This is a genomic window from Actinomyces sp. Z5 (assembly GCF_003287795.1).
Lineage (GTDB): Bacteria > Actinomycetota > Actinomycetes > Actinomycetales > Actinomycetaceae > Actinomyces > Actinomyces glycerinitolerans.
This window is the reverse complement of the sequence record NZ_QMIN01000001.1, coordinates 1-23,796: the sequence shown is the minus strand read 5'-3', so window position 1 is coordinate 23,796 and position 23,796 is coordinate 1. Positions and strand designations below refer to the sequence as shown.

The following is a 23,796-nucleotide window of genomic DNA, read 5'->3' as shown; positions in this document are numbered from 1 at the left end:
CTCCTCCCATCCCGAGCACGTCGGTCCGCATTATCCCTTCACAGCGCCCGCCGTCATCCCCTCCTGGATCTGTCGGTTGAAGAACGCGTACATGATCAGCGGCGGGATAGTGATCAGCAGGACATCCATGAACAGGAGGTTCCACTGGTTCAGGCCTTGAGATTGGTAATTGTACAGCGTGAGCTGAACCGTCTCGTTGCCGGCCCCGGGCAGGAAGTACAAGGCGTAGGTGAAGTCGTTGAAAACGGTCACCGCCTGCACCACGATCACCGTGACGATCGTCGACTTCAGCAGTGGAAAGATGACCCGGAAGAACAGGCGCAACGGACCAGCGCCGTCGATCACTGCCGCCTCGTCCAGTTCTCGCGGGATCGTCTCGACGAAGGCGCGGAACAGCAGGATGCAGAACGAGAGCCCGAAGGCCACGTGGACGGCGATCAGCCCCGCCAGGGTCTTGTACAGCCCTAGGCCATCCAGTACCCAGATGGTCGGGACGACGGCCGGTGGGATGATGAGCCCCATCATGACGAACAGATTGATGATGCCGTTCCACCGTGACTGGCGCCGCTGCAGGACGTAGCCGACCATCGCGCCCAGGATCACCTGGATCGCCACGGCAAGCACTGTTACGACGGCGGAGTTGACGAAGGCACGTATCAGCACGTAGTCCTGGGTGGCGATCACCGTTTTGAAGTTCTCCACGAAGGCCCACTGGGTGGGCAATGAGAACTCCAGCAGGGAGGCCTCCTTCTGCGTCTTCCCCGCGGTCAGCACAATGAAGACGAACGGGACGATGAAGACCACAACGCTGACAAGGATGGCGATGATCCCCGGGACCAGCCCTTTGCGAGTACGCCGCCTTCCGGCGGATGCTGCGGTGACACTCATGATTGCTTGCCCTTCCTGTTCAGCCACGTGTTGAGGGGGATCACGATCACCGCAATGACGAGGAACAGCACGACGTTGCCCGCCGTCGACAGGCCGTAGAAGCCGGCCTGATACTGCTTGTAGATGACCGATGCGATCACGTCGGAAGAGAATCCGGGGCCGCCGCGGGTCATGGTCCAGATTAGGTCGAAGGACCTCAGCCCGCCGATGAGGGAGAGGATGATGACGGTGACCGTAGCCGGACGGCACAGCGGCAAGGTGATGTTCTTGAAAATCTGCCAGGCACCGGCACCATCCACCTTCGCGGCCTCGACGAACTCGTGAGGGATGGCGACAATGCCGGAGATGTAGATGACCGTGGCCAGGCCAACCCCCTTCCAGACGTCGACACCGGCGACGGAGAAGAGCGCGAGGTTGGGATCGGTCAGCCAGCCGGGACCGTCAATTCCGACGAGGGCGAGGGCCCGGTTGACCAGGCCGTCCTGCGGATCGAGCAGCACCTTCCAGGTGACGCCGACCCCGATCGTAGATACGAGCACGGGGAAGAACACGACCGACCGCAGGTAGTTGCGGCCGAAGACCTGGGAGGTGAGGAGCACGGCGAGGGCGAGCCCGAGCACGACCTTTGTGCCTGAAGTGACGAAGGCGTAGATGAAGGTGTTGATGAAGCCCTTCACCAGGGAGGGCTCCTTGAAGAACTGGACGAAGTTGTCCAGTCCGATGAACTCCATGTCGAACAGAGTCCAGCGCGTTAGGGAGAAGTAGAACGAGGCGGCCGTCGGAACCAGGAAGAGAATGACGAAGAACAGCGCTGCGGGGATGTGGAAGTACAGCGGGTAGTACTTGTCCAGGCCCCGCCCCTTCTTCTTCATCTTCTTTAGATGAGTCTTGTTCTTCGAGGCGCCGCTCGACACCGTTGATGCAGTGATAGCAGTCATGATTCCTCCGAGTGAAGTGTGGGGACGGGGTTCTGCCCCGCCCCCACACAAGGCTCACGCGTCACCAGCCCTCGAGGCCCAGCTGCTGCGCTTGCTTCTCAACGTCCTGGTCGTATAGGGCAGCGCCCTCGGACGCAGAAGAGATGCCTGAGCCCACCTGCACGGTGATCTGCTCGAGCGAGGGCCCCTTGATCGGCGAGAGGAACTCCAGCGCGAGGCCGGTGTTGCCCTCGTCGTAATAGGGGGTCATGTCATCGACCAACGAGGTGGCAGTCTCCGGTAGCTCGCAGCCTTCAATGACGAACGGACCGCCGACCGTGATCGCCGAGCCCATTACCGTGCAAGCTTCCGGCGTGGCCAGCCAGTCAAGGAGTTCGTAGGCGGCCTCAAGCTTCTCGCCCTCCGTGCTCTTGGGGATGTACATGCCGTTCGGCGTACCAATGGTCAGCGTGGTGTTGGCGGCGTCGTCCGCAGGAATCGCGAACACACCGAGCGAGGAGTCAGCGTCCGGATAGTTCTCACCAATGGCGGCGGATACATTCGAAGTCAACATCGGATAGTGGGCCGCCGTGCCCTCGGCGAGCATCTTGACGCCGTCGTCGTAGGTTGCGGAGGCGAAGTCGTCGTTCAGGTAGCCGGCGTCATAGACGTCCTGCAGGTGCTGGAAACCGGCGAAAGCGGGTTCGTCAGCGTACTTGGCCTTGTTGGCCGTGTAGTTTTCGGCCCAGTCGGGGTCTGCGGCCAGCACGTTGGCAGCGTCACCGAGGACCATGACCTGCGAGGTCCAGGTGTCGGAGTAGGTCTGTACAACCGGGGTGATACCGGCAGCGGCGATCTTCTCGTTGTTGTCGATGAACTCGTCCCAGGACTTGGGCACCTCAAGTCCAAGCTCGGAGTAGACATCCTTGTTGTAGATCATGCCGAAGGCAAAGGACGCCCCGACCGGCAGGCCGTACAGGCCGTTGTCGGTGGAGGCGGCCTGCGTCCAGTTGTCGTCGACCTTACTTGCCCACGCCTGATCGGACAGGTCCACGAGCGTGGAGTCGGGGCTCAATGCCTTCAACAACGAACCGGAGTTGTACCAGAACAGGTCGTTCATATCGCCAGTAGACAGACGCGTCTTGATCAGGTTGTCCCCCTCCGATCCCGAGGGGTGGGTCTCGTAGGAGATCTGAATGTCCTCATGGGAGGAGTTGAACGACTCCACCAGCGGATCCCACAGGGCGATCGATGAGGGGTCGGAGTCGATGTAGATGGAGAGCTCGGTCACGCCGTCGGCCGAGTCGCCTCCAGATCCGGAACCGCAGGCGCTGAGTCCAAGCGCCCCTGTGAGGGTGACGGCCGCTAGGACGGCCACGGACTTACGGATACTCATGTGGGTGTCCTCCATGTGTGGGTACCTCCGCCACTCCTCCATTGGAGTGGCGTGCGCCATGAAACTGAAGCGCTTCATTGCGAAGCAAGCATAAGCGCTGACCCACACAGCGTCAAGCACCAAGGCTCGCATCTACGTCAAAACGGTACAATTGCGGCGATTCAGCAGCACCGCAGAGGCTTTACACGATCGAACAACGCAACCAACAGCGCTCACACACCTCGTACACCACACCCCACTTGCGCCGAGAGTTCCGAAGCGCTTCAATATGTGCGGCAAGCCGACTAGGTTATGACACGCTGCGATGAGGCAACGACTCCCCGTGAGGTACAGATATGAGCTTCCCGCCAGCGCCGCATGGTGACTGCACCCCTGCGGCGCCAACCTGCGACTACGAGACGATCATCTCCCGCTCGCCACTGCCCATGATCGGGCTGGACGGCCCTGCTAAGACGTCTGCCGGACCCAAGCCACGAACCTGGCTCTATCCGCGCGCTCAGTTTGGCCGTGGAGCGCTACAGGCGCTGTTTTCAGAGAGTCGCCGAACCATGTGTCATGTCTCCTACCCGGAGACTGCTACTCCCCCGGCCTTGCGCGCCTTGTTCCGGCTGCGAGGACACGGGACCGCAGTCCTTGTCGACGCCACCGGCGTCGTCTCTGTGGAAGCAAGTAGCAGTTCGTCTGAGGCGACCGCATCCACGACGGCGGAGACTTCGTTCACGCCCCCGCCGCGCGTCAGGCACCTGAAACCCGGCACAACTTTGTGCTTCCACGGCGAGGAGGCGATTACCCTCGTCGTCGATGCGAAGGACGGTCAACCGCCAGCGATCTGTCTCGCCGCACCAGCCAGCCGCGGTCAAGAGGAGAGCAGCACAGTCCTCGGAGAACGACGCAACTCCCTTAGGGACATCCACGTCGAGACGCTACTGGAGGGGGATAAGCACTGGTATCCGGCCGACATTTTCTTCGGCGGTCAGGCGCCGCCACATGCGACGGGCGAGCCGGTCACCGAGGTCGAGCTGGCCCATGAAGATGGGGGATCACTATGGGTCGCGCCACTCCCCTTACTTGGGCATGTTGTCATCGATTGCCCACCCGGGGCCGAGCAACCGGTGCTGACGGCAGGCGAGTCACCCGCGGAGGCACTGGCCGGCACCGAGTTCGCTGAGTGCCATACCGATCTGAAACAGGTGGAGCCGGGACGTTGGGTCAGTAGGAACCGCCTGGGGCTACGGTACGTCCTCGTGGATGGCGCTACCGCATCACGTGTGCACGTGCGTGCCAGTTCTCGCACTTTCAGCCGGCGCGGAGCGTTCGCGTGCTCGGATGAGCGCCTGACCCGCATGTGGACAGTGGCGGCGACGACTCTGGGTACCTGCATGCAGACCCTCGTCGTCGACGGAATCAAGCGGGATCGCCTGCCATGGATGGCCGACAATGCCGCCGCAATTGGCCCGAACGCATATGCATTCGGTGATTCGCGTATCACCGCGAACGGCATTGCTGCCCTCTTCCTGCCGCAAAGTGGCTACGTGAACGGCATCGCCGATTACACACTGTGGGGAGTCATCGCACTCGCGCTCGACCTGGAGGCCTTCGACGATGAGGCGTTGCTGGCTGCGACCGCGCCGGAGTTGGACGAGGTCGTCACCTCGCTGCTGGCGATGACGAATAGCAATGGATTGCTGTACACCACCAAGGACGAGTCCTCCTTCCCCCATACGGGACCGGGAGCGGTCTTCCTGGACTGGGGCGTCGAGGTGGCCCCACAGCGCACACCGACGGCGTTCCAAGCCCTGTGGTACTGGGCGCTGCGAAGCGCGGTTCGGGTAGGCGCTCATCTGCGCAGTGCGGAAGCTCCGGACGCGCCTAGCGCAGGGCAACTTCATTCCTGGGAAGAGTGCGCCACGCGAGTTGCCCGGACGTTGAACAACGCGGCATGGGATCACAGCACCGGCGCATGGCGCGAATACGTTGACGGCGTCTCTCGGCCGACACCGTTGGCGAACACGCTAGCCACCCTGGCCGGGCTCACGCCGCTGCATGCGCCGGGCGTGGAGACGCAAATCCTGGCCACGTCGTCGGGAACCCCCTCGATGCGCGCCTGGGCGTTGCGCGCACTCGTGCAGCGCGGACTGCGACATCAGACGGTGGACGAGCTCGTGCGGATCTGGGGACCGCTGGTTGACGCCGGGGTGAATACGTTCTGGGAAGAATTCCCCTCGGAGGGGGAGCAACCGACACAGATGTACGGGCGCCCCTTCGGCAAGAGCCTCTGCCACGGCTGGGCCGCAGGGCCCGCTGATCTGCTCGTGCTGGCAATCCTGGGCGTGCAGGCCCTGGCACCAGGCTGGGAGGAGTTCACAGTGGACCCCCAGCTAGGGGAGCTCGAATGGGCTGCATGCGCCATCCCGACCGTGCACGGCGACGTGTGCGTCGTCGCGGAGCGGGGAAGGACGACGGTGGACGTGCCGGCGGGAACAGCGCTCGTTCGCGGCGCTGAGCGGTTCGTCGGACCGGCTCGAGCGATTTGGTAAACGGGCTCTTCCGGTTTGAGATTGGGGTGATGTCTGGGGTGTGTGGTTGCTTGCGGTTCGGCCGACTGGCCCGTGTCTGCTTGGACCGTCCCAGACGGCCCAACTAGAGGAACGCAATCAAACTGGGGATTCGGGGGCCAGGTTTAGGTGCGGGCGCCGGCCCGGCTGGCCTCCCCGGCGCCGGCCAGCGCACCGGGCGCCGGGCAGGACCGCGAGTCCCCCCAGGCGGAGGCAAACCGGCTCTTCCAGCTCCGGGGTTTGTGGTGTTGCATTCCGGGGCGGCCTCGGGTGGAGGGGTGGGGGCCTGTCCACCCACGGCCCACCGCTGGCGCTCGTTCCCGTGCGTGGCGGCACAAAGTGTCCAGGATCGGCATAAACAGCCCCGACGTTGCCCGCGGCCATGGGCAGAACGTTGGAATCATGCGGTTTCAAAAACGGCCCCAGCGGTCGCCGACAGCCTTAGTGCCGAATTCGGACATTCCGTCCCCGACGGGGCACCCGGGCACACACCACCCACCCCCGCGCCGGTAAACGTCAGCACCCGGCCAAAGGCACTTTTCCGGAGCATTCCTTCAAGAGCATCCTGGACAAACAGGATCTCGATCAAGCAGGTGCCTGGTGACGCAACCGAGCAGATGGCAACACTGCACACTCAAGAAGTCCAACTCCCACCAAAACTCACATGATCCTGCGGTTTCACCCATCGGGTCCGGACCTGCGGAAAGGCTCCGGTGTGCAACGAGGTCCCCGTTGCACACCGGAGCACTGTAACCGAAATTCGGCCGGTCCGTCATTTCCGCACAATACCGATGAAAAACCAGAACTGAACAAGTTTGTCCTCGCAGTTCCAGTGTGCAGCCCCTACACGCCCACTCCAACCACACCCATCCCGGATATAGCCTCCGCCACATCAACCGACGTCGGCACGTAACTTCTACCGACCTCGGTGGAGGGGACTGGAGGGGCTAGCGGAGGTGGACGGGGCCGAGGAGGCCGTGGGGGACGCTCGGGTGTTCCACCGCCCAGGGGCCAGTCATGTAGGCGTCGGCCGCGAGGGTGGCGTTGCGCAGCGTCGTGCGCACCTCGATCTCAATGATCGGCTCGCGGCCCGCGGCCACGGCCGCCGACAGCGCGCCCCCGATCGCGATTGTCGCAGCGTCGCGCAGCACCGGCCCGAAGACCCGGTCGCCCACCCGCACCACGGCGCTGCCGCCCAGCTCCCCGAGCGTCAGCACCGCATCCGCGAGCGCAGCCCGGCCAGCGTCGCCGCCACTGCCCACTTCCACACGTGCCCGGTACAGGCCGGTGCCGGAGACGTCCTTCAGCGCCGCGATGTCGCGCCAGTCGCCGGGGCCCTGCCCGGGCAGGACGATGGTGCGGGGCCCGGCGGGCTCCTCGGAGATGACGGTCAGGCTCCAGTCCGTCAGCACGAACTCCTCGCCGCCGGCACCGACGCGGGCGGTGGCCGCCGAACCTCCGGGCAATGCGGCGCCGCCCGCGCCATACGCATCCGCTGCGCCGCCCACGGCCCCGGTTCCGATCACCGCCCCGGCCACCGCGCGGGAGCAGGCTTCACCCGCTGCGGCGCCTGCTGTGTCGCCACTCCCCGCGGTCGCGGCGGCCGCCACTGCGCCCTCCCCCGCGGGCACGACCCGCAACATCACCAAGCCGAGCGGCTCCAGGCAGGCCTCCACCCGCGTACGCCCGCCGGCCACCTCGGCACCCACACGCGTGATCTCGCCGGCGTCCAGGTCCAGGACCTCCACGCGCCCGGCCCCCTCGATCTCCAGCGGCAGTGCCACCGCCTGCGCGGCGGGGTTGTAGACGAGCACGTAGCGGCCCTCGACGGCGTCACGCACCTGGGTCAGCAGCACCGGCCCGTTCCAGGCCACGCGGGGCCGCACCCCGAGTGCCGCGAGCGCGCCGGGCACCTCCGCCCAGGCGTCCACCCGCTTCACGCGCGGTCCCGCGAGCGCGGAGGCGATCGCCTCACGGACGGCCGCGCCGGCGTCGGCGCCGCCCCAACCGGCATCCCCGGTGGGCGGCCGGCCGACGAGCACAATCGCCAGTCCCTCCGCGGCGGCGCACGCCAGCCCACGGGCCGCATCCGACGGGATCGCGCCGCCCTGAAGCGCGGCATCCAGCACCAGTGCCCGGTAGGCGGGCCCCTCCGGGAAGAGCACGACTCGCCCCGCTTCGAGGCCGACGACACCTGCCTCGGCCAGGCCGACCGGGTCGAGTATCTGCACGTTGTAGCCGGCGCGCTCCAGGGGCTCCGCGTCGATGAGCCGGTCGGGGGCGGTCGCGTCGGCCTCGGCGTTGCCGCGGGCGGCGGTGGTCAGGAAGCCGTCCCGGTAGACGGCCACGTCCGCTCGGGGCGTGCCGGTCTCCAGCACCGCGGTGCCGCGCACCCAGTAGTCGGTCAGTCCCTTCCAGTGCGGCCACTGGGGGAAGTGCCGGTGGTTCCAGGACTCGGAGACGATGGTGCCGAAGCGGCCCCGGGTGGGCCAGGGCGCCTCGGGGTCCTGGGCGGCGAAGCCGTGCACGAAGGGCTTGGTGACGCCGACGGCCCACTCCTTGTCCAGCATGTGCCGGTAGTCGGCCAGGGAGAAGTCGTAGCACTTGTCCATCTGGGCGCCGAGCTCGGTGGACACGCGCACGGCCCCGCCCTGGTGGGCGCCGGCCACGCAGCTGCGCTGCCAGTCCAGGGCGAAGCGCCAGTTCGGGTGGTCCATGTTGATGGGCGCGCGGTCTCCGGAGTTCAGGGACTCCACCTCCGCGCGCCCGCCGCAGCGCACCAGCTCCCGGAAGGAGCGGACCGGTTCCAGGTTCTGCCCGTAGGCGGCCTGCGCCTTGTGCCGCATGCCGTGCCCGACGGCCCAGTCCTGGATGAGGGCCAGGTGGTCGGTGACGTAAAGGTCGGTGACGGTGCGGTTGTAGTCCGCGCGCACGCGCCGCCCCAGTGAGGTCGGCGCGCCGTCGGGGTCGGCGGAGTCGAAGTCGGGGCGCGGCGGCGTCTCGGGCACCCAGTACCGGCACTGGCCGTGGGCGATCAGGAGCGGCAGGTAGCGGGTGGGGTCGTAGCCGCGCAGGGCCTGGAAGCGCTCACGCAGTTCGGGGCTCCAGAACAGGCAGTCGGCGTTCAGTTCCAGGGAGTCCTCGAACAGCTCAGTGGCGGTAGACCCCTCCGCCCTCAGTGCGGCCGCACCCGCCTGCCCGAGCTGGTGCTCATCCAGGTAGGCCAGGGCGGCGCGAGCGGCGGCGGCGTCCAGGAAGCTGGTCACCCCCTGCTCGCTGTCGCGGCTCCAGAAGGCCATAAGCGCCCACTGCCCCGGCCCGGGCTCCCAGTCGACGACGGCGCCGGTCCCCTCACCGCGCACCTGCCCGGTCAGGTCGGTCAGGGTGGTCTCGTCCAGCAGGGTGGAGTGCTCGGGCTCGATGATCTTGGTGGGCTTGCCCCAAGGGTTGCCGGAGTCCACCACCCGCGGTGGTGTGCCGCGTCGGACCACCCGGGCGGAGACGACGGCGACCAGCTTCCCGCCGCGCGCCAGCTCCGCGTCGTCGAAGGGGGTGGGCACGGGGGTGGTGACCGCGCCCCGGCCACCGCCGGGCCCATGAATCTCGGCGGCGGCCCGGCCGGCGTCGCCCCGGGCATCCGCCCGGCCCTCGCCCTCAACCCACCTCACCCCGTACTGGAGCTCCTGGGCGGCGTAGGCGGTGCCGCGGGTGGTGTTGGGGGTTTGCAGCGGCCAGGCGGCGCCGAGCGTCATGGCCACGCCCACCCCCAGGTGCCGTGCCTCGGCCAGGACGGCGGCCAGCGCCTCACGCTGGGCGGCGTCGGCCCAGAAGCCGGGCGAGAAGGCGATCTCCACCTCCCCGAAGCCGGCGGCGGCGATGGCCCGCAGCTCCTCGAGCAGTTCCTCAACCGGAACCGGCTGCTGCCACCACCAGCGGATGCCGGGCCGGTCGGTCATCTCCGGGGTGGCGAAGCGCGCCCGGGTCAGGGCGGCGCGAGTGGCGGGTCGGCGCAGGTCGGCGGGCGCGGTCATTGTTTGCTCCTGGCTGTGACGTGCGGCCCTTACAGGGCCCGGTAGCGGAAGTCGGTGATGCGGGCGCTGCCGGGTCCGGCGGCGAATACGGCGGGCCGCAGCGAGACCAGGTCGTTCGCGGTGTTGGCGTGGTAGCCGGAGCACTCCAGGGTGAGCGGGTAGTGGGTCCATTCCGTCTGCCCGGGGCTGCGGTAGTACATCTGCACGATGTGCTCGTGCTTCTCCAGGGCGAGTTCCAGGGCGCGGGTGCCCTCCGGCAGCGGCTGACTCCCCCAGCTGCGGGTCCCGCCGGTCCACGCCTGCAGGCGCCCGGCGGCCAGTTCCAGTCCGAGGAAGAGCCGGTGGTTGAAGAACAGCAGCAGGCCCGCCGTCGTCCCGGCGGTCTCCGAGCCGCCGGACGTGCCCGGTTCACCGCCGGAGCCCTCCGCGGCTCCGGTCTGCGGGCCGCCGTCCTCTCCCGCCCGGGCTGCGTCCAGCAGTTCGATGCCGGCCTCCACCCGGTAGGAGCGGTCGGGGGCGCGCACGGTCATGGGTAAGGCCGACGCCGGGTCCTGGCCCTTCCCGGACAGCACCAGGCCCGCCTCGGTGAAGGCCGCGCGGGCGGTCTCGTCGGCACCCGGCCGGTCGAAGGTCCAGCGCCAGCCCCAGGCCGGGGCGTGGAAGTCGTCGGACAGGGCGACGCCGTGGGGCCGCTGCTCGCTGCCGCCGCCGGGCAGGGGCAGGGGCGCGGTGAGGTCGCCGCCGCGGGCGACGGGCCAGCCGTCGTCGGTCCAGTCGACCGGTTCCAGCAGGATCTGCCGACCCAGCCCCTGCGCGCCCCGCTCGTAGGCGTGGTAGATGACGTACCACTGCCCGCCGGGTCCCTCCAGCAGGGTGCCGTGGCCCCGGGACCACCAGGGCTGGGCGGCGTCGGTGCAGCGCACCAGCGGGTTGGTGGGCATGTTCTCCCAGGGGCCGTCGATGCTGCGGGAGCGGGCCACGATGACCATGTGCCCGGTGGCCGGGCCGGCGGTGCCGCCGACGGCGGAGACCAGGTAGTGCCAGCCGTCCCGCTGCACGTGCTTGGGGCCCTCCAGGGAGTAGGCCTCCACCACCCAGTCATCCGGGTAGTGCCAGCCGTCGTAGACGTGCTCCACCTCGCCGACGGTTCCCAGGCCGTCGGAGGTGAGCCGGACCCGGTCGATGCCGTTCAAAAACAGGTAGCGTTCGCCGTCCTCGCCCACGGCGTGCCCGGGGTCGATGTAGCCGCGCAGGCCCAGGTCGATGGGCCCGTGCCAGGTCCCCTCGATGTCGTCGGTCCACATCACCGCGATGGTGGGGGCGTCCACGCGCGACCAGGAGGTGGGCATGAAGGGGATGTACATGTAGTAGCGGCCGGCGTGTTCAACCAGGTCGATGGCGAAGACGCTGCCCCAGGGCTCCGGGCAGGCGGGGCCGACCGGTTCCCAGTCCACCAGGTTCTCCGAGCGCCACAGCACGATGCCGGGGCTGGACTCGAAGGAGGAGTAGGTCAGGTAGTACCGGTCCCCCACCCGCAGGACGGTGGGGTCGGGGTAGTCCCCACCCATGACGGGGTTGCGGTAGGTGCCGTCGCCGAGGTTGGCGCGGCGCTGGTTCTCGATGCCACGCCCCCAGGCGGGGGCGGCGGACGGGATGCCTGTGGTGGTCATTTGGTTACTCCGGTGGTGCGACGGCGGTTGTGTACAGCGTGCGGGTGGTCGGGGGAGGTGGGGTGAGCTCAGCGCAGCACGTCGCCGATGAAGGCGGCGAAGTGGGCGCAGGTGGCCTTGGCGGTGGGCAGACCGGGCACGGACAGGTGCCCGTGGGTCTCCCCCGGCACGGTGTGTTGCTCCACATCGACGCCCGCCTGGGCGAGTTGCTCGGCGAAGCGCTCCCCGGAGGCGCGCAGTTCGTCGGCCTCGCAGTTCTCGATGTAGGTGCGCGGGTAGCCGGTCAGGGACTCGGCGTTCCCGGGCATGGCGTAGTCGAAGTGCTCGACGCCGGTCAGTTCCGGCCCCAGCAGCTGGGCCATCAGGGCGTCGTTCTCACCCTCGGGGCCGAGCAGCACCGGCGGCAGGGTGGACAGGACGGCGGCGAGCTCGACGGAGGGCCCCGGCAGCGGGTAGTGGACCAGCGGGTAGGCGAGGAAGACGCCGGCGGGGGCCTGTCCGGCGTCGCGGCCGTGCAGGCCGACGGAGGCCGCCAGGCAGGCTCCGGCGCTGCCACCGCCGACCGCCACCCTGGCCGGGTCGGTGGGCAGTCCGTGCCCGCCGGCGCGCACCCACTGGTAGGCGGCCCAGCAGTCGTCGTGTGGCACCGGGTGGGTGACGCCGTCGACGGCGAGCCGGTAGTCGACGCTGACGACGGGCAGCCCGGTGGCGTCGGCGAGGCGGGCGGCGGTGTGGTCGGCCTCGGCGGTGTCCAGGTCGCCGAAGATGAAGGCGCCCCCGTGGATCCAGACGACGGCGCCGCGGCGGCCGGCGGCGTCGGGGGCGGCGAGCTCGTGCGGGGTGTACACGCGCACGGGCACGTCCCCGTGCGGGCCGGGGGCGGCAGCGTCCCGGCGGGCCACCTCGGGCAGGTCGACGGGCTCGACGGGTAGGTCGTAGCGGTCCGCCTGAGCCATCACCGCCGGCGTCCACTCCGGGCCGCGCTGAGGCAGGCCGTCCAGGACGTGAATCCGCTCGCCGTGGATGCCGGCGACGCAGCCGACCTTCTCGGGCCCCTCGGTGACGACGACGGGGTCGTCGGGTGAGTTGAAGCGCATGGGCCGTACCTCCTCGTACGTGCTTGCAGGTGCTTGTGCGCGGGGTCAGTCGGTGACGGTCAGCAGTAGGGGATCGGCGTCGGGGTCGTCCCCGAGGCGGATCTCGAAGTCGCCGGGCTCGACGCGCCAGCCCTCCCCGTCGTCATCCCACAGCGCCAGGTGGCTGCGGTCCAGCCGGAAGGAAACCGCTTGGCTGCCGCCGGCGGGGACGGCGACGCGCTGGAAGCCGGCGAGCCTGCGCACGGCGGGGGCGAGCGAGGCGAGCACGTCGCGGGTGAACAGCAGTACCACGTCCTCACCGTCCCGCTCCCCGGTGTTGGCGACGGCGGCCGTGACCTCCACGGCGGCGCCGGCGTCGAGCTCCGCCCGGGAGATGGTGGTGCGGGACAGGGCGGCGTCGCGGTAGGCGAAGCTCGTGTAGGACAGGCCGTGGCCGAAGTGGAAGCGGGGGCCGAGCGGCAGGTCGCGGTACTTGGAGGTGAAGAACTCCTGGAGGTTGGCGGGGCCGTCCAGGCCCATGTCGAAGACGGGCTTGACCATCTCCCCGCCGCGGGTGGCGGGGCGGCCGGTGTTCTCGTGGGCGTCGTAGGTGGCCGGGAGCTGCCCGGAGTGACGGGGGAAGCCGATGGGCAGGCGACCGGAGGGGTTGACGGCGCCGGTGAGGATGTCGGCGATGACCTCCGGGCCGGTGGTGCCCAGGTGCCAGGCGGCCAGGACGGCACCCGGCTCCTCGATCCAGTCCTCCACGACCAGCGGGCGCCCGGCCACGAGCACCACGGCCAGGGGCGTACCGATGACGGCGACGGCGTGGACGAGGGCGGCCTGGTCGCCGGGCAGGTGCAGGTCGGCGCGGGAGGTGGCCTCGCCGGTGAGTTGGCTGGGTTCGTCCAGGGCGAGGATCACCAGGTCGGCGTCGGCGGCGGCCGCGGCGACGGCGTCGACCTCCTCCCCGGTGACGCCGAGCGGGTCCTGCCCACCCAGCACCGTCAGCTCGGGGGCGGGCGTGCCGGCGTCGGCGGCGCGGGCCTCCAGGGCCGCGGCCAGCGCGTCCGCGAGTGAGCGGGTGGGTGGGGCGGCGAAGTGCTGCACCCAGGCGCCCAGGTGGTCGGTGTGGGTGGCGGCCGGGCCGGCCAGCAGGATGCGGCGGGCGGTGGGGGCGATCGGTAGGGAACCGTCGTTGGTGAGCAGCACAGGGCACTTCTCGGCGGCGGCGCGGGCGGAGGCCAGGTGCTGCGGGGTGGGGGCCGTGATCTCGGCGCCGGGGTCCACGTAGGGGTTGTCGAACAGGCCGAGGGCGAGCTTTAGGGCCAGAACGCGGCGCACGGCGTCGTCGACGCGCGCCACCAGGGCCGGGTCGCCCCCGTCCAGGAGGGCGGGGTGCTCGGGGCGGGCGTCCGGGTCGTGCAGGTGCCCGCCCATTTCGATGTCGAGCCCGGCGGAAAGCGACATGCGGGCGGCATCGGGCAGGTCAGCGGCCACCCCGTGGGGGATGAGGTTCTCCACGCCGGAGGCGTCGCCGACGATGGCGCCGGTGAAGCCGAGCTCGTCCTTGAGGAGGCCGGTGAGCAGGCGGCGGTTGGCGTGCACCGGGCGGCCGTTCACGGTGTTGAAGGAGGCCATGACGGAGCCGACGCCGGCGTCCACGCAGGCGGCGAAGGGCGGCAGGTACACGGAGTGGAGCCGCTGGTCGGACATGTCCACGGTGTTGTAGTCGCGACCGCCCTCCGCGGCGCCGTAGCCGATGAAGTGCTTGGCGGTGGCCACCACGGTGCCGGGCTCGTCCAGGCGCTCGTGCTGGTAGCCCGCAACCATGGCGGCGCCGAGTTCGGCGGTCAGCAGGGGGTCCTCGCCGAAGCCCTCGGCGACGCGCCCCCAGCGCGGGTCGCGGGCGACGTCCACCATGGGCGAGTAGGTCCAGGTGACGCCGCCGGAGCGGGCCTCGGCGGCGGAGACGGCGGCGCAGGTGCGGGCGACGGCGGTGGAGAAGGAGGCGCCCATGGCCAGCGGGGTGGGGAAGATGGTGCGTTGGCCGTGGATGACGTCCAGGCCGATGAGCAGGGGGATGCCGTGCGGGGTCTCCTCCACGGCGGCGCGCTGGATCGCATTGGCGTCTGCCGCGTTGCCGGGCCAAAACAGGGCGCCGATACCGGCACGCGCCGCCTCCAGACACTCCTCGGTGGTCATCTTGAAGGTGACCTGCACCTGCGCCAGCTTCTCCTCCCAGGTGAGGGACGCGAGGATGGACTCGATGCGCTCGCGCTGGGCGTCGGTGAGCTGTGCGGCGGGGCTCTTTGGGCTGGTGGCTGGGTGGTTGGCGGCGGGGGCGGCGGTCACGGGAGGGCTCCTCGTTGAGCGGGTTAGCGGGTGGATGGTCGTGCGGCGTTGACTGGGTCGGGCGGGCGCAGGAGGGTGCCGGCCCTGCGGCCGATCATCCGCCTGCACCCGCCCGCGGCGTAATTAGATCTCGCCGCGTTCCTCGGCGGCGCGCTCGGCCGCCTCGGCGAGGCGCTCGGCCTCGTCTCGGCTTACCCCCTCGGCGAGGGCCTCAGCCCGGGCGGCACGCTTGACCTCGAGCTCGGCGGAGATCTTGGCCATCGTCTTCGTGTCCAGCTTCCAGAACAGGAGCGGGACAAAGGCGAGGAAGGCCATGATGGCCGGCACCAGGTTAGCGGCGATGTTGATGCCGGTTAGCGCGCTGGCGCTCTGCACCTCAAGGGCCCCGTCATAGCCGAACCAGCCCATGATGTACAGGGCGGCGGCGCCACCGATCGCGTTGGCGAACTTGGTGGACAGTGAGACGGTCGCGTAGGAGGTGCCGTCGGCGCGGACGCCGGTCTTGTGCTCGTAGTAGTCGACGGCGTCCGGCACCATGGACAGGGCGATCGGCGCCGCGAAGCCTGACAGGCCGTAAAGGAACTGCAGCACGAGGAGTACCGTGAGGTTCGTCTGCCCGAAGAAGAAGATGAGCAGGAGGAAAATGCCTCCCGAGAGTACCGACGCCATCATCATGTTGCGCTTACCCAGCTTGAGTGCGAACGGCGGCAAAGTGACGCTGCCAATGATGGTGCCGATTCGGAAGGCGAGCATGACCCCCGCCATCAGGAGCGGGCTGCCCAGGATCCAGCGGCAGTAGTAGAACATGATGCCGATGCGACCGAAGAGGCCGAAGAGCTGGAACAGCAGCGCGAAGAAGACGACCATGAGCTGACCGTTGGTGACGACCGCCTTCACGGTCCGGGTGAAGGGAACCTTCTGCTGCTCGGCCGTCATGGTGATGCGCTCGCGAACGTTGAGGCCCGTGATGAGGAAGGCCGGCAACGCGATAACGGCGAATATGAGCATCGTCAGGAAGTAGGAGCGGTTGTCGAAGCCACGGTCCTTGGCAGCATCGGAGGCTACTAGGGAAACCAGGAGGAAGGGTGTGGCCACGTCCAGGATCAGCCCGGCGGCTTGGGAACCGATATTGCGAATCCAGTTGAGGGTGACGCGCTCACCAGAATCCGTGGTCATGACACCCGCCAGTGAGCCGTAGGACATGTTGGCGACGGTGTAGAAGAAGCACAGGAGCACGTAGGCGATACCCGCCCAGGCGATCTTGGCGCCGTTGCCGCCGTGGAACGGCATCCAGAAGGCCAGAATCATCGTGATGGACAGCAACGGGGCGCCGAAGATCACGTAGGGGCGGAAGCGACCCCAGCGACTCTTCGTACGCTCGGCCACGTAGCCGAAGGCGAGGTCCTGGATGCCGTCCAGAACACGGGCGACGAGCAGAATATTCGCCGCCGCTGCCGCTGGGATGAGCGCGATGTCGGTATAGAAGGTGATGAGGTAGTTACCGACGGTCGTCCAGATGAATTGGGAGCCGAACTCGGCGAAGCCGTAGGAGATCTTCTCCTTAAGGGGGACCTGGGCCCCCGTCTTGGCGGGTGCCGCAGACTGCGTCGTCATGACGGGCCTTTCTGTGATGCGAAGTGCGGGCTGCTCTGCCCGGAACTCCCGAGGCCAGGGACTGCGACGTCCGCACCTCGTTGCGTTCTGCGCTACAGTCAACGCGGGGCAGCCGTGGGCGACAAGCACACCGCCCCCTCCTTCCGCACTGCCCGTGCATAAGGTTGAGCCTTCGACACTCGCACGACCATCCCGCTCACAGCCCCGACGCACTAGCTGCCATACCCACGGTAAACAAACCCTCAGCACATTGACAGCCAGGTATTGGGGTCACATCGACCGCCTTCAAGTTTCGCACGATTGAGGCATAAGTCGCGGCATTGTTGCCATCATTCCGGTTGACGCATACGAAAGTGGGACGGACACTGCCTGTGTGACACCTCGAGACAGCCAGCACGAAGGCGTGCAGCCGCCCGACACCTCAGCGCCAGCCCGGGGTACAAAGACGAGCACACCAGTCCCGCTCCGCGCCCCCTCCTTCGCCCACGTCTCCCAACTGGCGGAGCTCATCGCTGAGGCACGCCAGTATCCTCAAGGCGTCTCCCGTGCTGACCTGTCCGAGACCCTGACGCTGGGCCGGAACGCCGTCGACCGGCGACTCAAGACCGCCGTCGAGCTCGGGCTGCTCGCTCCCGCCGGCCGGGGCGTGTCAACCGGCGGGCGCGCCCCGGAGATGTGGCGCTTCAATCCGTCCGCGGCCACAATCCTGGTCCTGTCGATCTCCTACCGTTCCAGCACCGCGGCACTGACGGACTTGAGCGGCGCGATTCTCGATCGGATCAGCTGGGAGGAGGGCATTCTCAGCGATCCGCAGACGGTCACCCGGCACGCCCTGGAGCATCTGACCGCACTGCGCAACCGCCACCCCGAGCTTCCACCTACCTGGGGCGTGGGCGCCTGCATCCCGACGGCCGTGGACTTTCGCGATGGGAGTCTGATCGCCCCGGCTACGGCCAGGGCCGGCGGCGCCTCCGACACCCTGAGCTGGACCGGCTTCCCGCTGCGCAGCCGACTGGCGCAGGCGCTGGGCCTGCCGGTCTGGGTCGACGACGAGGTCAATGTCCTGGCGCTGGCCGCCGCGAAGCGCATCGGCGCCCCGCAGGACCTTTTGTATGTCCGCCTCAGCCTGGGGCTCGGCATGGGCATCGTCTCCCGCGGGCAGGTGCACCGGGGTGCCGCTGCGGCCTCCGGGGAGATCGCCCACATCCAGATGACGGGATCGGGGGGACGCGCCTGCCGCTGCGGACGCAAGGGGTGCCTGGAGACGACGCTCTCCGGCGGCGCCATGGAGGAGGCGGCCGTGACCCCGCAGGCCCTGAAGCGCTCCTCCTACCTGCGCCGACTCGACGAATCCGGAGGCGTCCGCTGCGAACACGTCTTCCGCGGCGCGGCGGAGGGCGACCCCGTGTGCATGCGACTGCTGACCGAGGCCGCGGACCGACTCTCCGTGGTGCTGGCGGTATTGACCACCACATACAACCCCGGGGAGGTCGTGTTGGGCGGCAGCGTGGCCGAGGCCGGCGAGTTCTTCTCCCGCGCGGTCGGTCAGGCTCTGCGCCGTCGCGTCCTGCCGGCCACCTCCGAGCGCCTGCGCGTGCGCATGGGCAACGAGGACGACGCGTTGGCAGGTGCTTGCCGTATGGTCACCGACCGCCTGCTGTCCGCTCACGTAATGCACGTCTGGCTTTCCCACGGTTCCCCGGTGGGGGTGCAGGAGCTGGTCACCCACCGCCGCCAGGATGCATAACACGAACGCGCGACACATGGCGACGGGTCGACGGCCCCGCACCAATCGGATTATGCACGCCACCTGCTACGCCCTTGACCCCGGGGATCGTCCCCACTCTCATTTGAATTTGAACGTCTGCCAAATACGGGAACCTGTCGCCGCCCGTCGCCTGGGGCATCGGAGATAGCGGAGTTGACGTAGTAGAGGGTCACTAATTCCGCGCGGCTGCGTGCCTTCAGCTTCGCGCGTAACCGGCTGACATAGGTCTTCACCGATGTGGGAGCCAGGAACAACTCGTCCGCAATCTCAGAGTTGGTCTTGCCCATGGCAATCAGGCGCAAAACCTCAGACTCACGTTGAGTGAGACTCACGGGTACACCCAGGCCTGTCTCAATCTCCTTCACCGTTGAGTCCTGGGCCGAGCCACGCAGCATGTCCAAGACCCCGCCAGTAACTTCGGGGGACAGTACTCCCTGCCCGGAACCCACAAGGCGCACCGCCCTCAGCAAATCCCTCACCGGACTGTTCTTAATGACGAACCCGGAGGCTCCGGCGGCAACCGCCGCCTCGACATCCTCAGGCTGATCGAATATCGTGACCACGAGTACGCGAACATCCGGCGCCTTTGCCACCATCTTCCGTGTGGCCTCAACCCCGTCCATCGCCGGCATATGGAGATCCATAAGCACCACATTTGGTCTCGTCCCCGGCAGCTTACGCAAGGCATCGAGGCCGCTCTCGGCCTCACCGACCACCTGCATGTCATCCTGAGCGCCGATCAACTTACCGTAAGCTGATCGTGTGACCGGATCGTCGTCGACTATCATTACACGGATCACCCTGAATCATCCACCTTCGATCCGATCGCGGTGCGCACGGGCACCACGATCTCTATATTGAACACGCCATCCCGCTCCATTATCTCAGAGCGCCCGCCCAGAGCTGAGATACGCTCCTTAATTCCCGACAGCCCCATCCCGTGCGCGGAGTCACGCGTCATGCGATCGAAGTGATTACGTGCCCGCACGCGAAGTTCGGGGCGCCGGACGTCAATCTCCAACTCACCGGCGCTGCCACTAGCATGCCTACCGATATTAGTGACCAGTTCCTGCACGACGAGGTACAAGTCATACGCAATCGGCGCGCCCGCCAGACTCCCGAAGTCCATAACAGCGTCGACCTTGAAACCATTCGCACGACTCCGATCAACCAGCGCGCCGATATCTTCTGTCGTCACCACATACCGATCCGCGTCGCCCGCACGGACTCCGCCCAACACAGATCGGACTTCCTCAAGCGCATCGCGACTAGCATCCTCGATATCGTGAAAGGTGCGCAGCACCTCTTCGTCGCCGCTCTCATCGAGTTCCGCAGCAACGGCCGCACGTATACCAATTCCACTCAACGTGTGGGACAGTATATCGTGAAGATCTCGCGCCACCTTAGCCCGGTCCTCAAGTACACGCGTGCGTTCACGGGCTATTTCCGCCCTCGCTTTTTCCTCCGCCTCCGCCTTAACCTGTACGCCAAGCAGCCAGGATCCGAACAGCAGTACCGCACTCATAACAACCTGCAGCGTCAACGCTTCTCCCGCCGGCGCCCTGACACTGAGTAGACAAAACAGCAGCATGGACGCGACTGCCAAGGCAGTTGGCACTACGTATCGCAGACCGCGCATCAATCGCCCCGCACAATACAGCGCCCATGATGCAACGACGAAGGGCTCACGTGTAAGCTCAAGCAGCCATCCGGCTGCAGTAAACGCAGCGATGCCCAACACCATTAGCCACGGCCGAGACCAAAAAAACAATACGGCCAACACATAGCCGCAGACCATAGCGAGTTGAAGCAAACGCATCGCCAAAGTGCCCGGATCCTTCGTGAGCCAGAACCCGACATATATCACGCAGACGATGGCGACGCCCGTGCGAGGCAGCGTTATCCACGGCGACGCCGCTGCCGAAAACTTGTTATGCGATGAGCTGCTCCTCGGCCAGGCGCCGATAGAGCGCATTAGATTCGAGCAGTTCATCGTGATTCCCCCCTTCCAACCGCACGGCAAGAATCTGACCAGTCGATCCGCCGAACTAGCCGCAGAAACGCACTCCCACACCAGAAGGCCGATGCACCCCCATCCTCGGGCATGCGTATCTCTTCATCGCATAACATGGCAATGCTGCTGTCACTTCCTATAGCCGGTTGTCGAATCACTGACCCGAGGCCTTGCCGCGTCATGTTCACACGGTACACGGCTAGATGGACGCGAACCCTGGCACGTCGGGCGCTACGACACCTTCATTTTGCCCCGTCATGGCTCGCGGTCCGTCCCGACCCTAGACCTCCAGCTCACCTACGCCGTAAAGACCGTTCGCAGAATACCGCACAACGGCACCACCATAGAACCGGGCAATAACTCCTAGGTTATTCATACGCAGCGCCTCTGCCCCCATCCTCGGCCTTCTTCGCTACCAACCCGTGCAGTTGCACTTGTTTACTTTGGAAGACACCTCACAGAACGCCGGCGAGTCCGGCGGGCGCCCACCGCAGCGCGCTCCATACCTCGGGGCGCCCTCACCTCTACAACGCTGGTTCGAGCACCCGTGCACACTCGCAAACTGCAGTAGTTAGTTCGCGCGCCGGTGCCGTGCCCCGCTGTTCGTTAGAACACCACGAAACTCAGTCACCGGTCAGACCCTGAATGACGGCGAAGTCAACTCAGGTAGACATTTTCCCGCGGACTATGTACCAGAGAAACGCTCGCACGATAGCATCCACCATAGTAACCGTACCTACAGGAGGGTATTAATGCAGGCATTGGCAAAGCGCTTGCGGATCGCGTTACTTCGCGTTCCGCAAGAGCACCCCGACTCCACTTCATGTGCCAGCCTCGCAGGCCGGCCAAGCGCGACCCCAATGACTGCCGCAATTGCAGCGGAGGTACGCAAAACGGCCTCGCTCACAACCATTCGTCAGTGTGTGCTGCTAGGTTTGACAGGAATTGCAGCGGTGTCCTGGTTCGGCGTTCTGCAAACAATCAGCTACACCCAGGCAGGCCGGCCTGAGGATACCGGCGGCATAGCTGCAGCAGACTGGCCGCTGCTGGCATTGCACTATGGCCAGGTCATCCCAGTCCTCCTGGGCGCATGGATCTTCGGGCAAGACATGGCAACCGGAACACGGCGCATGATGTTCCTGGCATCATCTTCACGGATCAGGATCGCGTGCGGAAAAATGTTCCTGGCGACACTACTTACTAGCGCGACGGCATTGGTGTGTTCGCTTGGCGCCCTTACCCCATTCCTTGGTGCATCCGAGCGCGCAGCGGATGGTGTAGGCGGATTCCAGCTCAGCCCGGCACGGTTTGGCTGGCTCATCGGATACTGGGTAGTCATAGCGCTGCTGTCTGCAGCGATTACAGCGGCAACGCGAAATACGGTCATAGCCGTGGCGCCGTTGCTAATATGGACTATCGGTCTCTCCGACCTGTTAACCAACGCCTTGCCGTCATTAAAGATCGTCTTCGATCAGGTTTTCAAGACTGCCTACCAAAGCGGCTTCACTCCTTCGGCGTCTGAACTCACCGCCACGGCAATTCAACTGATCGTCGTAATGACGATAGGGGCCGTCATATTCATCCGTCGGGACTGCGGGTAATCACCACAACAGAACACCATGAAATCCGAACCATTCCAACATGAGGACATCCAAAATGATTGAAGTATCCGAAGTATCCAAAAGGCACGGAAAGGTGCTGGCTGTTGATAGGGTCAGCTTTTGCGCACCCTCCGGCATGATCACAGGACTGCTCGGCCCGAATGGAGCAGGAAAGTCATCGGTCATGCGTATCATATGCGGCCTAGATCGTGCTGACGGCGGTACCGCGACCGTCTGTGGGTCGCATTATCGGCAGCACCCATTCCCCATGAGAGTCGTCGGCGCACAGTTCGAGGGATCGGGCGCACATCCCTCCCGCACAGCGGTAAATCATCTGCGGTGGGTGGCGCGCGCAAATCGCATCTCCGACGATCGCGTGGAAGAAGTCTTGAACATAGTGGGCCTGCAACCCGGCGACTGGAGACGGCCAGTTGGCGGATTCTCGCTCGGAATGCAACAACGTCTTGGAATCGCCACGGCTCTTCTAGGCGATCCCCAGGTGATGATATTCGACGAGCCTGCCAACGGACTCGACCCGTTCGGAATTCAGTGGCTGCGGGACCTTCTTGCGCGGCTTGCACATGCCGATAAGACCGTGCTCCTCAGTTCTCACCTGATGGGCGAGACTGAAGTTATTGCTGACCGAGTCGTTCTTATGGACCGCGGCCACGTGATCGGTGAAGGCCGAGTCGAGCAACTCGTCGCGGAACATGGCTCGCTCGAACGGGCGTTCTTCAGTCGTTTGGCGGACCACAGGAATACAGACGTTCCTCCTACCGGAGGCGATAAGCGATGAGCTTCGTCGATGTGCTAGCCAGCGAGACCCGCAAGGCATTGACTCTGCCGTCCCTACGACTGACTGTCACCCTCACCATTCTTCTCATGGCATCATACTGCGCACTTGATGCTAGGGGCGCGCGCTCTGCGCTTCTTTCCGGTCAGGACGCCATGGGCCCACAAGAATTAGGAGTGTACGCCCTGGCGAATCTCGCATTCCTCCCCGTAATTGCGGCGGTTCTTATAGCATCTAGCGAGCACGCGGGCGGACAGCTGACCGACTCGATCCTAGCCGTACCGCGCCGGCACCTGCTCGTCCTTGCGAAACTGACGCTCGCCGCCATGCTGATCTTTGCCGAGGCCGCACTGCTGTCCATTATGATATTGGCATTTTATCAAGGCGGTCTCGGCTCCATTTCGGTATTCGCGTCGGGCCAGGGCACCCATTACCTCGCATCACTGGCCATGGGGACCGCGTACTGGACTCTCCTTGGTCTGTTCAGCACCTCTGTTGCTATGGTTGTACGATCTCAAACCACGGTGCTGGCAGTCATGATTCTGCTTACCGGCGCTGGCATGGCCTTCCTAATGATCAATAAAGTATTTCAGTACCTGCCGACCAATGCGGGACTGATGATGTTCATTGGCGATCAAACGGAAGACCTGGCTAATCCGCCCGACCTCGAACCGACCCCTGCGACTGCTGTCGTGGTGGCTTGGGTTTTGGTCGCGATTGCCACGGCGTTGGTAGCCATCAAGCGACGGGACGTCGGCGCCAGACAAGTCACGCCCCAGTAGCTTCGCCCGGGCCTGCGCAACAAGTTCACAGAGATCTCAAACGAATCCAGACAGACCAGCACGTCGCACCCCGTCGAAGCAGAAGCGTGAGTGCGTGTGCATTGACACCACCGTTCGTCACGCCCGCATTAGCTGTCGGCGGTGGTGAAGACGGCGCATCGCCGTTCTCAGCGCCGCAGCACGCGCACCCGCACCGCGCCAGGCGGTCCAGCGGCAGCAGGTTCAGGCGCTCATCACCGTTGAGGTTGCATCCGCCCAGCCACCCGTTACCTTGTTTGTGGTCGCCGGTGAAGGAGTGCCGGTGGCTGGGCCAGCCGCTGTGGGCACGGGTGTCTT

General features: G+C 66.3%; 17 protein-coding genes. 5 read left to right on the top strand and 12 right to left on the bottom strand.

The genetic code is table 11. From position 1 onward, the window contains the following. Positions 1 to 30 precede the first annotated feature (30 nt). From DRB06_RS00075 to DRB06_RS00065, 3 genes are all read right to left on the bottom strand, one after another. Positions 31 to 888 (bottom strand): carbohydrate ABC transporter permease, encoded by an 858-nt coding sequence (locus tag DRB06_RS00075; protein ID WP_108968716.1) that lies wholly within the window; start codon positions 886 to 888, stop codon positions 31 to 33. Then, positions 885 to 1,826, bottom strand: a complete 942-nt coding sequence (locus tag DRB06_RS00070; RefSeq protein ID WP_108968718.1) for a carbohydrate ABC transporter permease — start codon at positions 1,824 to 1,826, stop codon at positions 885 to 887. Before DRB06_RS00070 ends, DRB06_RS00075 begins: the two co-directional genes overlap by 4 nt. Positions 1,827 to 1,887: 61 nt before the next feature. After that, positions 1,888 to 3,201: an ABC transporter substrate-binding protein gene (locus DRB06_RS00065; protein WP_220092942.1), complete on the bottom strand. Its 1,314-nt coding sequence runs from the start codon at positions 3,199 to 3,201 to the stop codon at positions 1,888 to 1,890. 590 nt (positions 3,202 to 3,791) lie between these two features. Here DRB06_RS00065 and DRB06_RS00060 point away from each other — a divergent pair. Next, positions 3,792 to 5,738 carry an alpha-L-rhamnosidase C-terminal domain-containing protein gene (locus tag DRB06_RS00060; RefSeq protein ID WP_181575135.1) on the top strand — a complete coding sequence of 649 codons (1,947 nt, stop codon included), beginning with the start codon at positions 3,792 to 3,794 and terminating at the stop codon, positions 5,736 to 5,738. A 965-nt stretch (positions 5,739 to 6,703) separates the two neighbouring features. Here DRB06_RS00060 and DRB06_RS00055 read toward each other — a convergent pair. The 5 genes from DRB06_RS00055 to DRB06_RS00035 all read right to left on the bottom strand — a co-directional run bounded on the left by DRB06_RS00055 (position 6,704) and on the right by DRB06_RS00035 (position 16,502). Further along, on the bottom strand, positions 6,704 to 9,787 hold the full coding sequence (locus DRB06_RS00055) for a glycosyl hydrolase (protein WP_111818811.1): 3,084 nt from the start codon (positions 9,785 to 9,787) through the stop codon (positions 6,704 to 6,706). Positions 9,788 to 9,816: 29 nt separating this feature from the next. Beyond that, positions 9,817 to 11,457 carry a family 43 glycosylhydrolase gene (locus tag DRB06_RS00050; protein WP_111818810.1) on the bottom strand — a complete coding sequence of 547 codons (1,641 nt, stop codon included), beginning with the start codon at positions 11,455 to 11,457 and terminating at the stop codon, positions 9,817 to 9,819. 68 nt (positions 11,458 to 11,525) lie between these two features. Then, a complete protein-coding gene (locus DRB06_RS00045) occupies positions 11,526 to 12,554 on the bottom strand; it encodes an alpha/beta hydrolase (protein WP_111818809.1) in 1,029 nt (342 codons plus the stop codon). Positions 12,555 to 12,599: 45 nt separating this feature from the next. Beyond that, a complete protein-coding gene (locus DRB06_RS00040) occupies positions 12,600 to 14,888 on the bottom strand; it encodes a glycoside hydrolase family 3 N-terminal domain-containing protein (RefSeq protein WP_220092941.1) in 2,289 nt (762 codons plus the stop codon). Positions 14,889 to 15,011: 123 nt separating this feature from the next. After that, positions 15,012 to 16,502, bottom strand: coding sequence for an MFS transporter (locus DRB06_RS00035; protein ID WP_108968731.1), 1,491 nt, complete (start codon positions 16,500 to 16,502; stop codon positions 15,012 to 15,014). 373 nt (positions 16,503 to 16,875) lie between these two features. Between DRB06_RS00035 and DRB06_RS00030 the strand changes: the two genes are divergently transcribed. Beyond that, entirely contained in the window at positions 16,876 to 18,249 is a 1,374-nt protein-coding gene (locus DRB06_RS00030; protein WP_146750754.1) for an ROK family protein, read from the top strand. 50 nt (positions 18,250 to 18,299) lie between these two features. On the opposite strand, the gene DRB06_RS00025 is transcribed toward DRB06_RS00030, so the two are convergent. Then, positions 18,300 to 19,070 (bottom strand): response regulator transcription factor, encoded by a 771-nt coding sequence (locus tag DRB06_RS00025; RefSeq protein ID WP_220092940.1) that lies wholly within the window; start codon positions 19,068 to 19,070, stop codon positions 18,300 to 18,302. Next, complete coding sequence (locus DRB06_RS00020; protein WP_258522084.1) at positions 19,067 to 20,089, bottom strand: sensor histidine kinase; 1,023 nt, start codon at positions 20,087 to 20,089, stop codon at positions 19,067 to 19,069. Before DRB06_RS00020 ends, DRB06_RS00025 begins: the two co-directional genes overlap by 4 nt. A gap of 1,055 nt (positions 20,090 to 21,144) precedes the next feature. Between DRB06_RS00020 and DRB06_RS00015 the strand changes: the two genes are divergently transcribed. Beyond that, a complete protein-coding gene (locus tag DRB06_RS00015; protein WP_146750753.1) occupies positions 21,145 to 21,885 on the top strand; it encodes a hypothetical protein in 741 nt (246 codons plus the stop codon). Here DRB06_RS00015 and DRB06_RS16420 read toward each other — a convergent pair whose 3' ends face one another. Continuing rightward, on the bottom strand, positions 21,886 to 22,071 hold the full coding sequence (locus DRB06_RS16420) for a hypothetical protein (RefSeq protein WP_244542606.1): 186 nt from the start codon (positions 22,069 to 22,071) through the stop codon (positions 21,886 to 21,888). It lies immediately after the preceding gene. Between DRB06_RS16420 and DRB06_RS00010 the strand changes: the two genes are divergently transcribed. Then, the gene (locus DRB06_RS00010; protein ID WP_258522083.1) at positions 22,022 to 22,681 is read left to right on the top strand and encodes an ABC transporter ATP-binding protein; all 660 of its coding nucleotides are present in this window, start codon (positions 22,022 to 22,024) and stop codon (positions 22,679 to 22,681) included. The two genes, DRB06_RS16420 and DRB06_RS00010, sit on opposite strands and share 50 nt — an antisense overlap. Further along, positions 22,678 to 23,460, top strand: a complete 783-nt coding sequence (locus DRB06_RS00005; RefSeq protein WP_111818804.1) for a hypothetical protein — start codon at positions 22,678 to 22,680, stop codon at positions 23,458 to 23,460. The genes DRB06_RS00010 and DRB06_RS00005 overlap by 4 nt, the downstream gene beginning before the upstream one ends. A gap of 25 nt (positions 23,461 to 23,485) precedes the next feature. Here the strand turns inward: DRB06_RS00005 and DRB06_RS16310 are convergent. Beyond that, on the bottom strand, positions 23,486 to 23,796 hold a 311-nt coding region (locus DRB06_RS16310), incomplete at its 5' end, for a hypothetical protein (protein ID WP_220092939.1).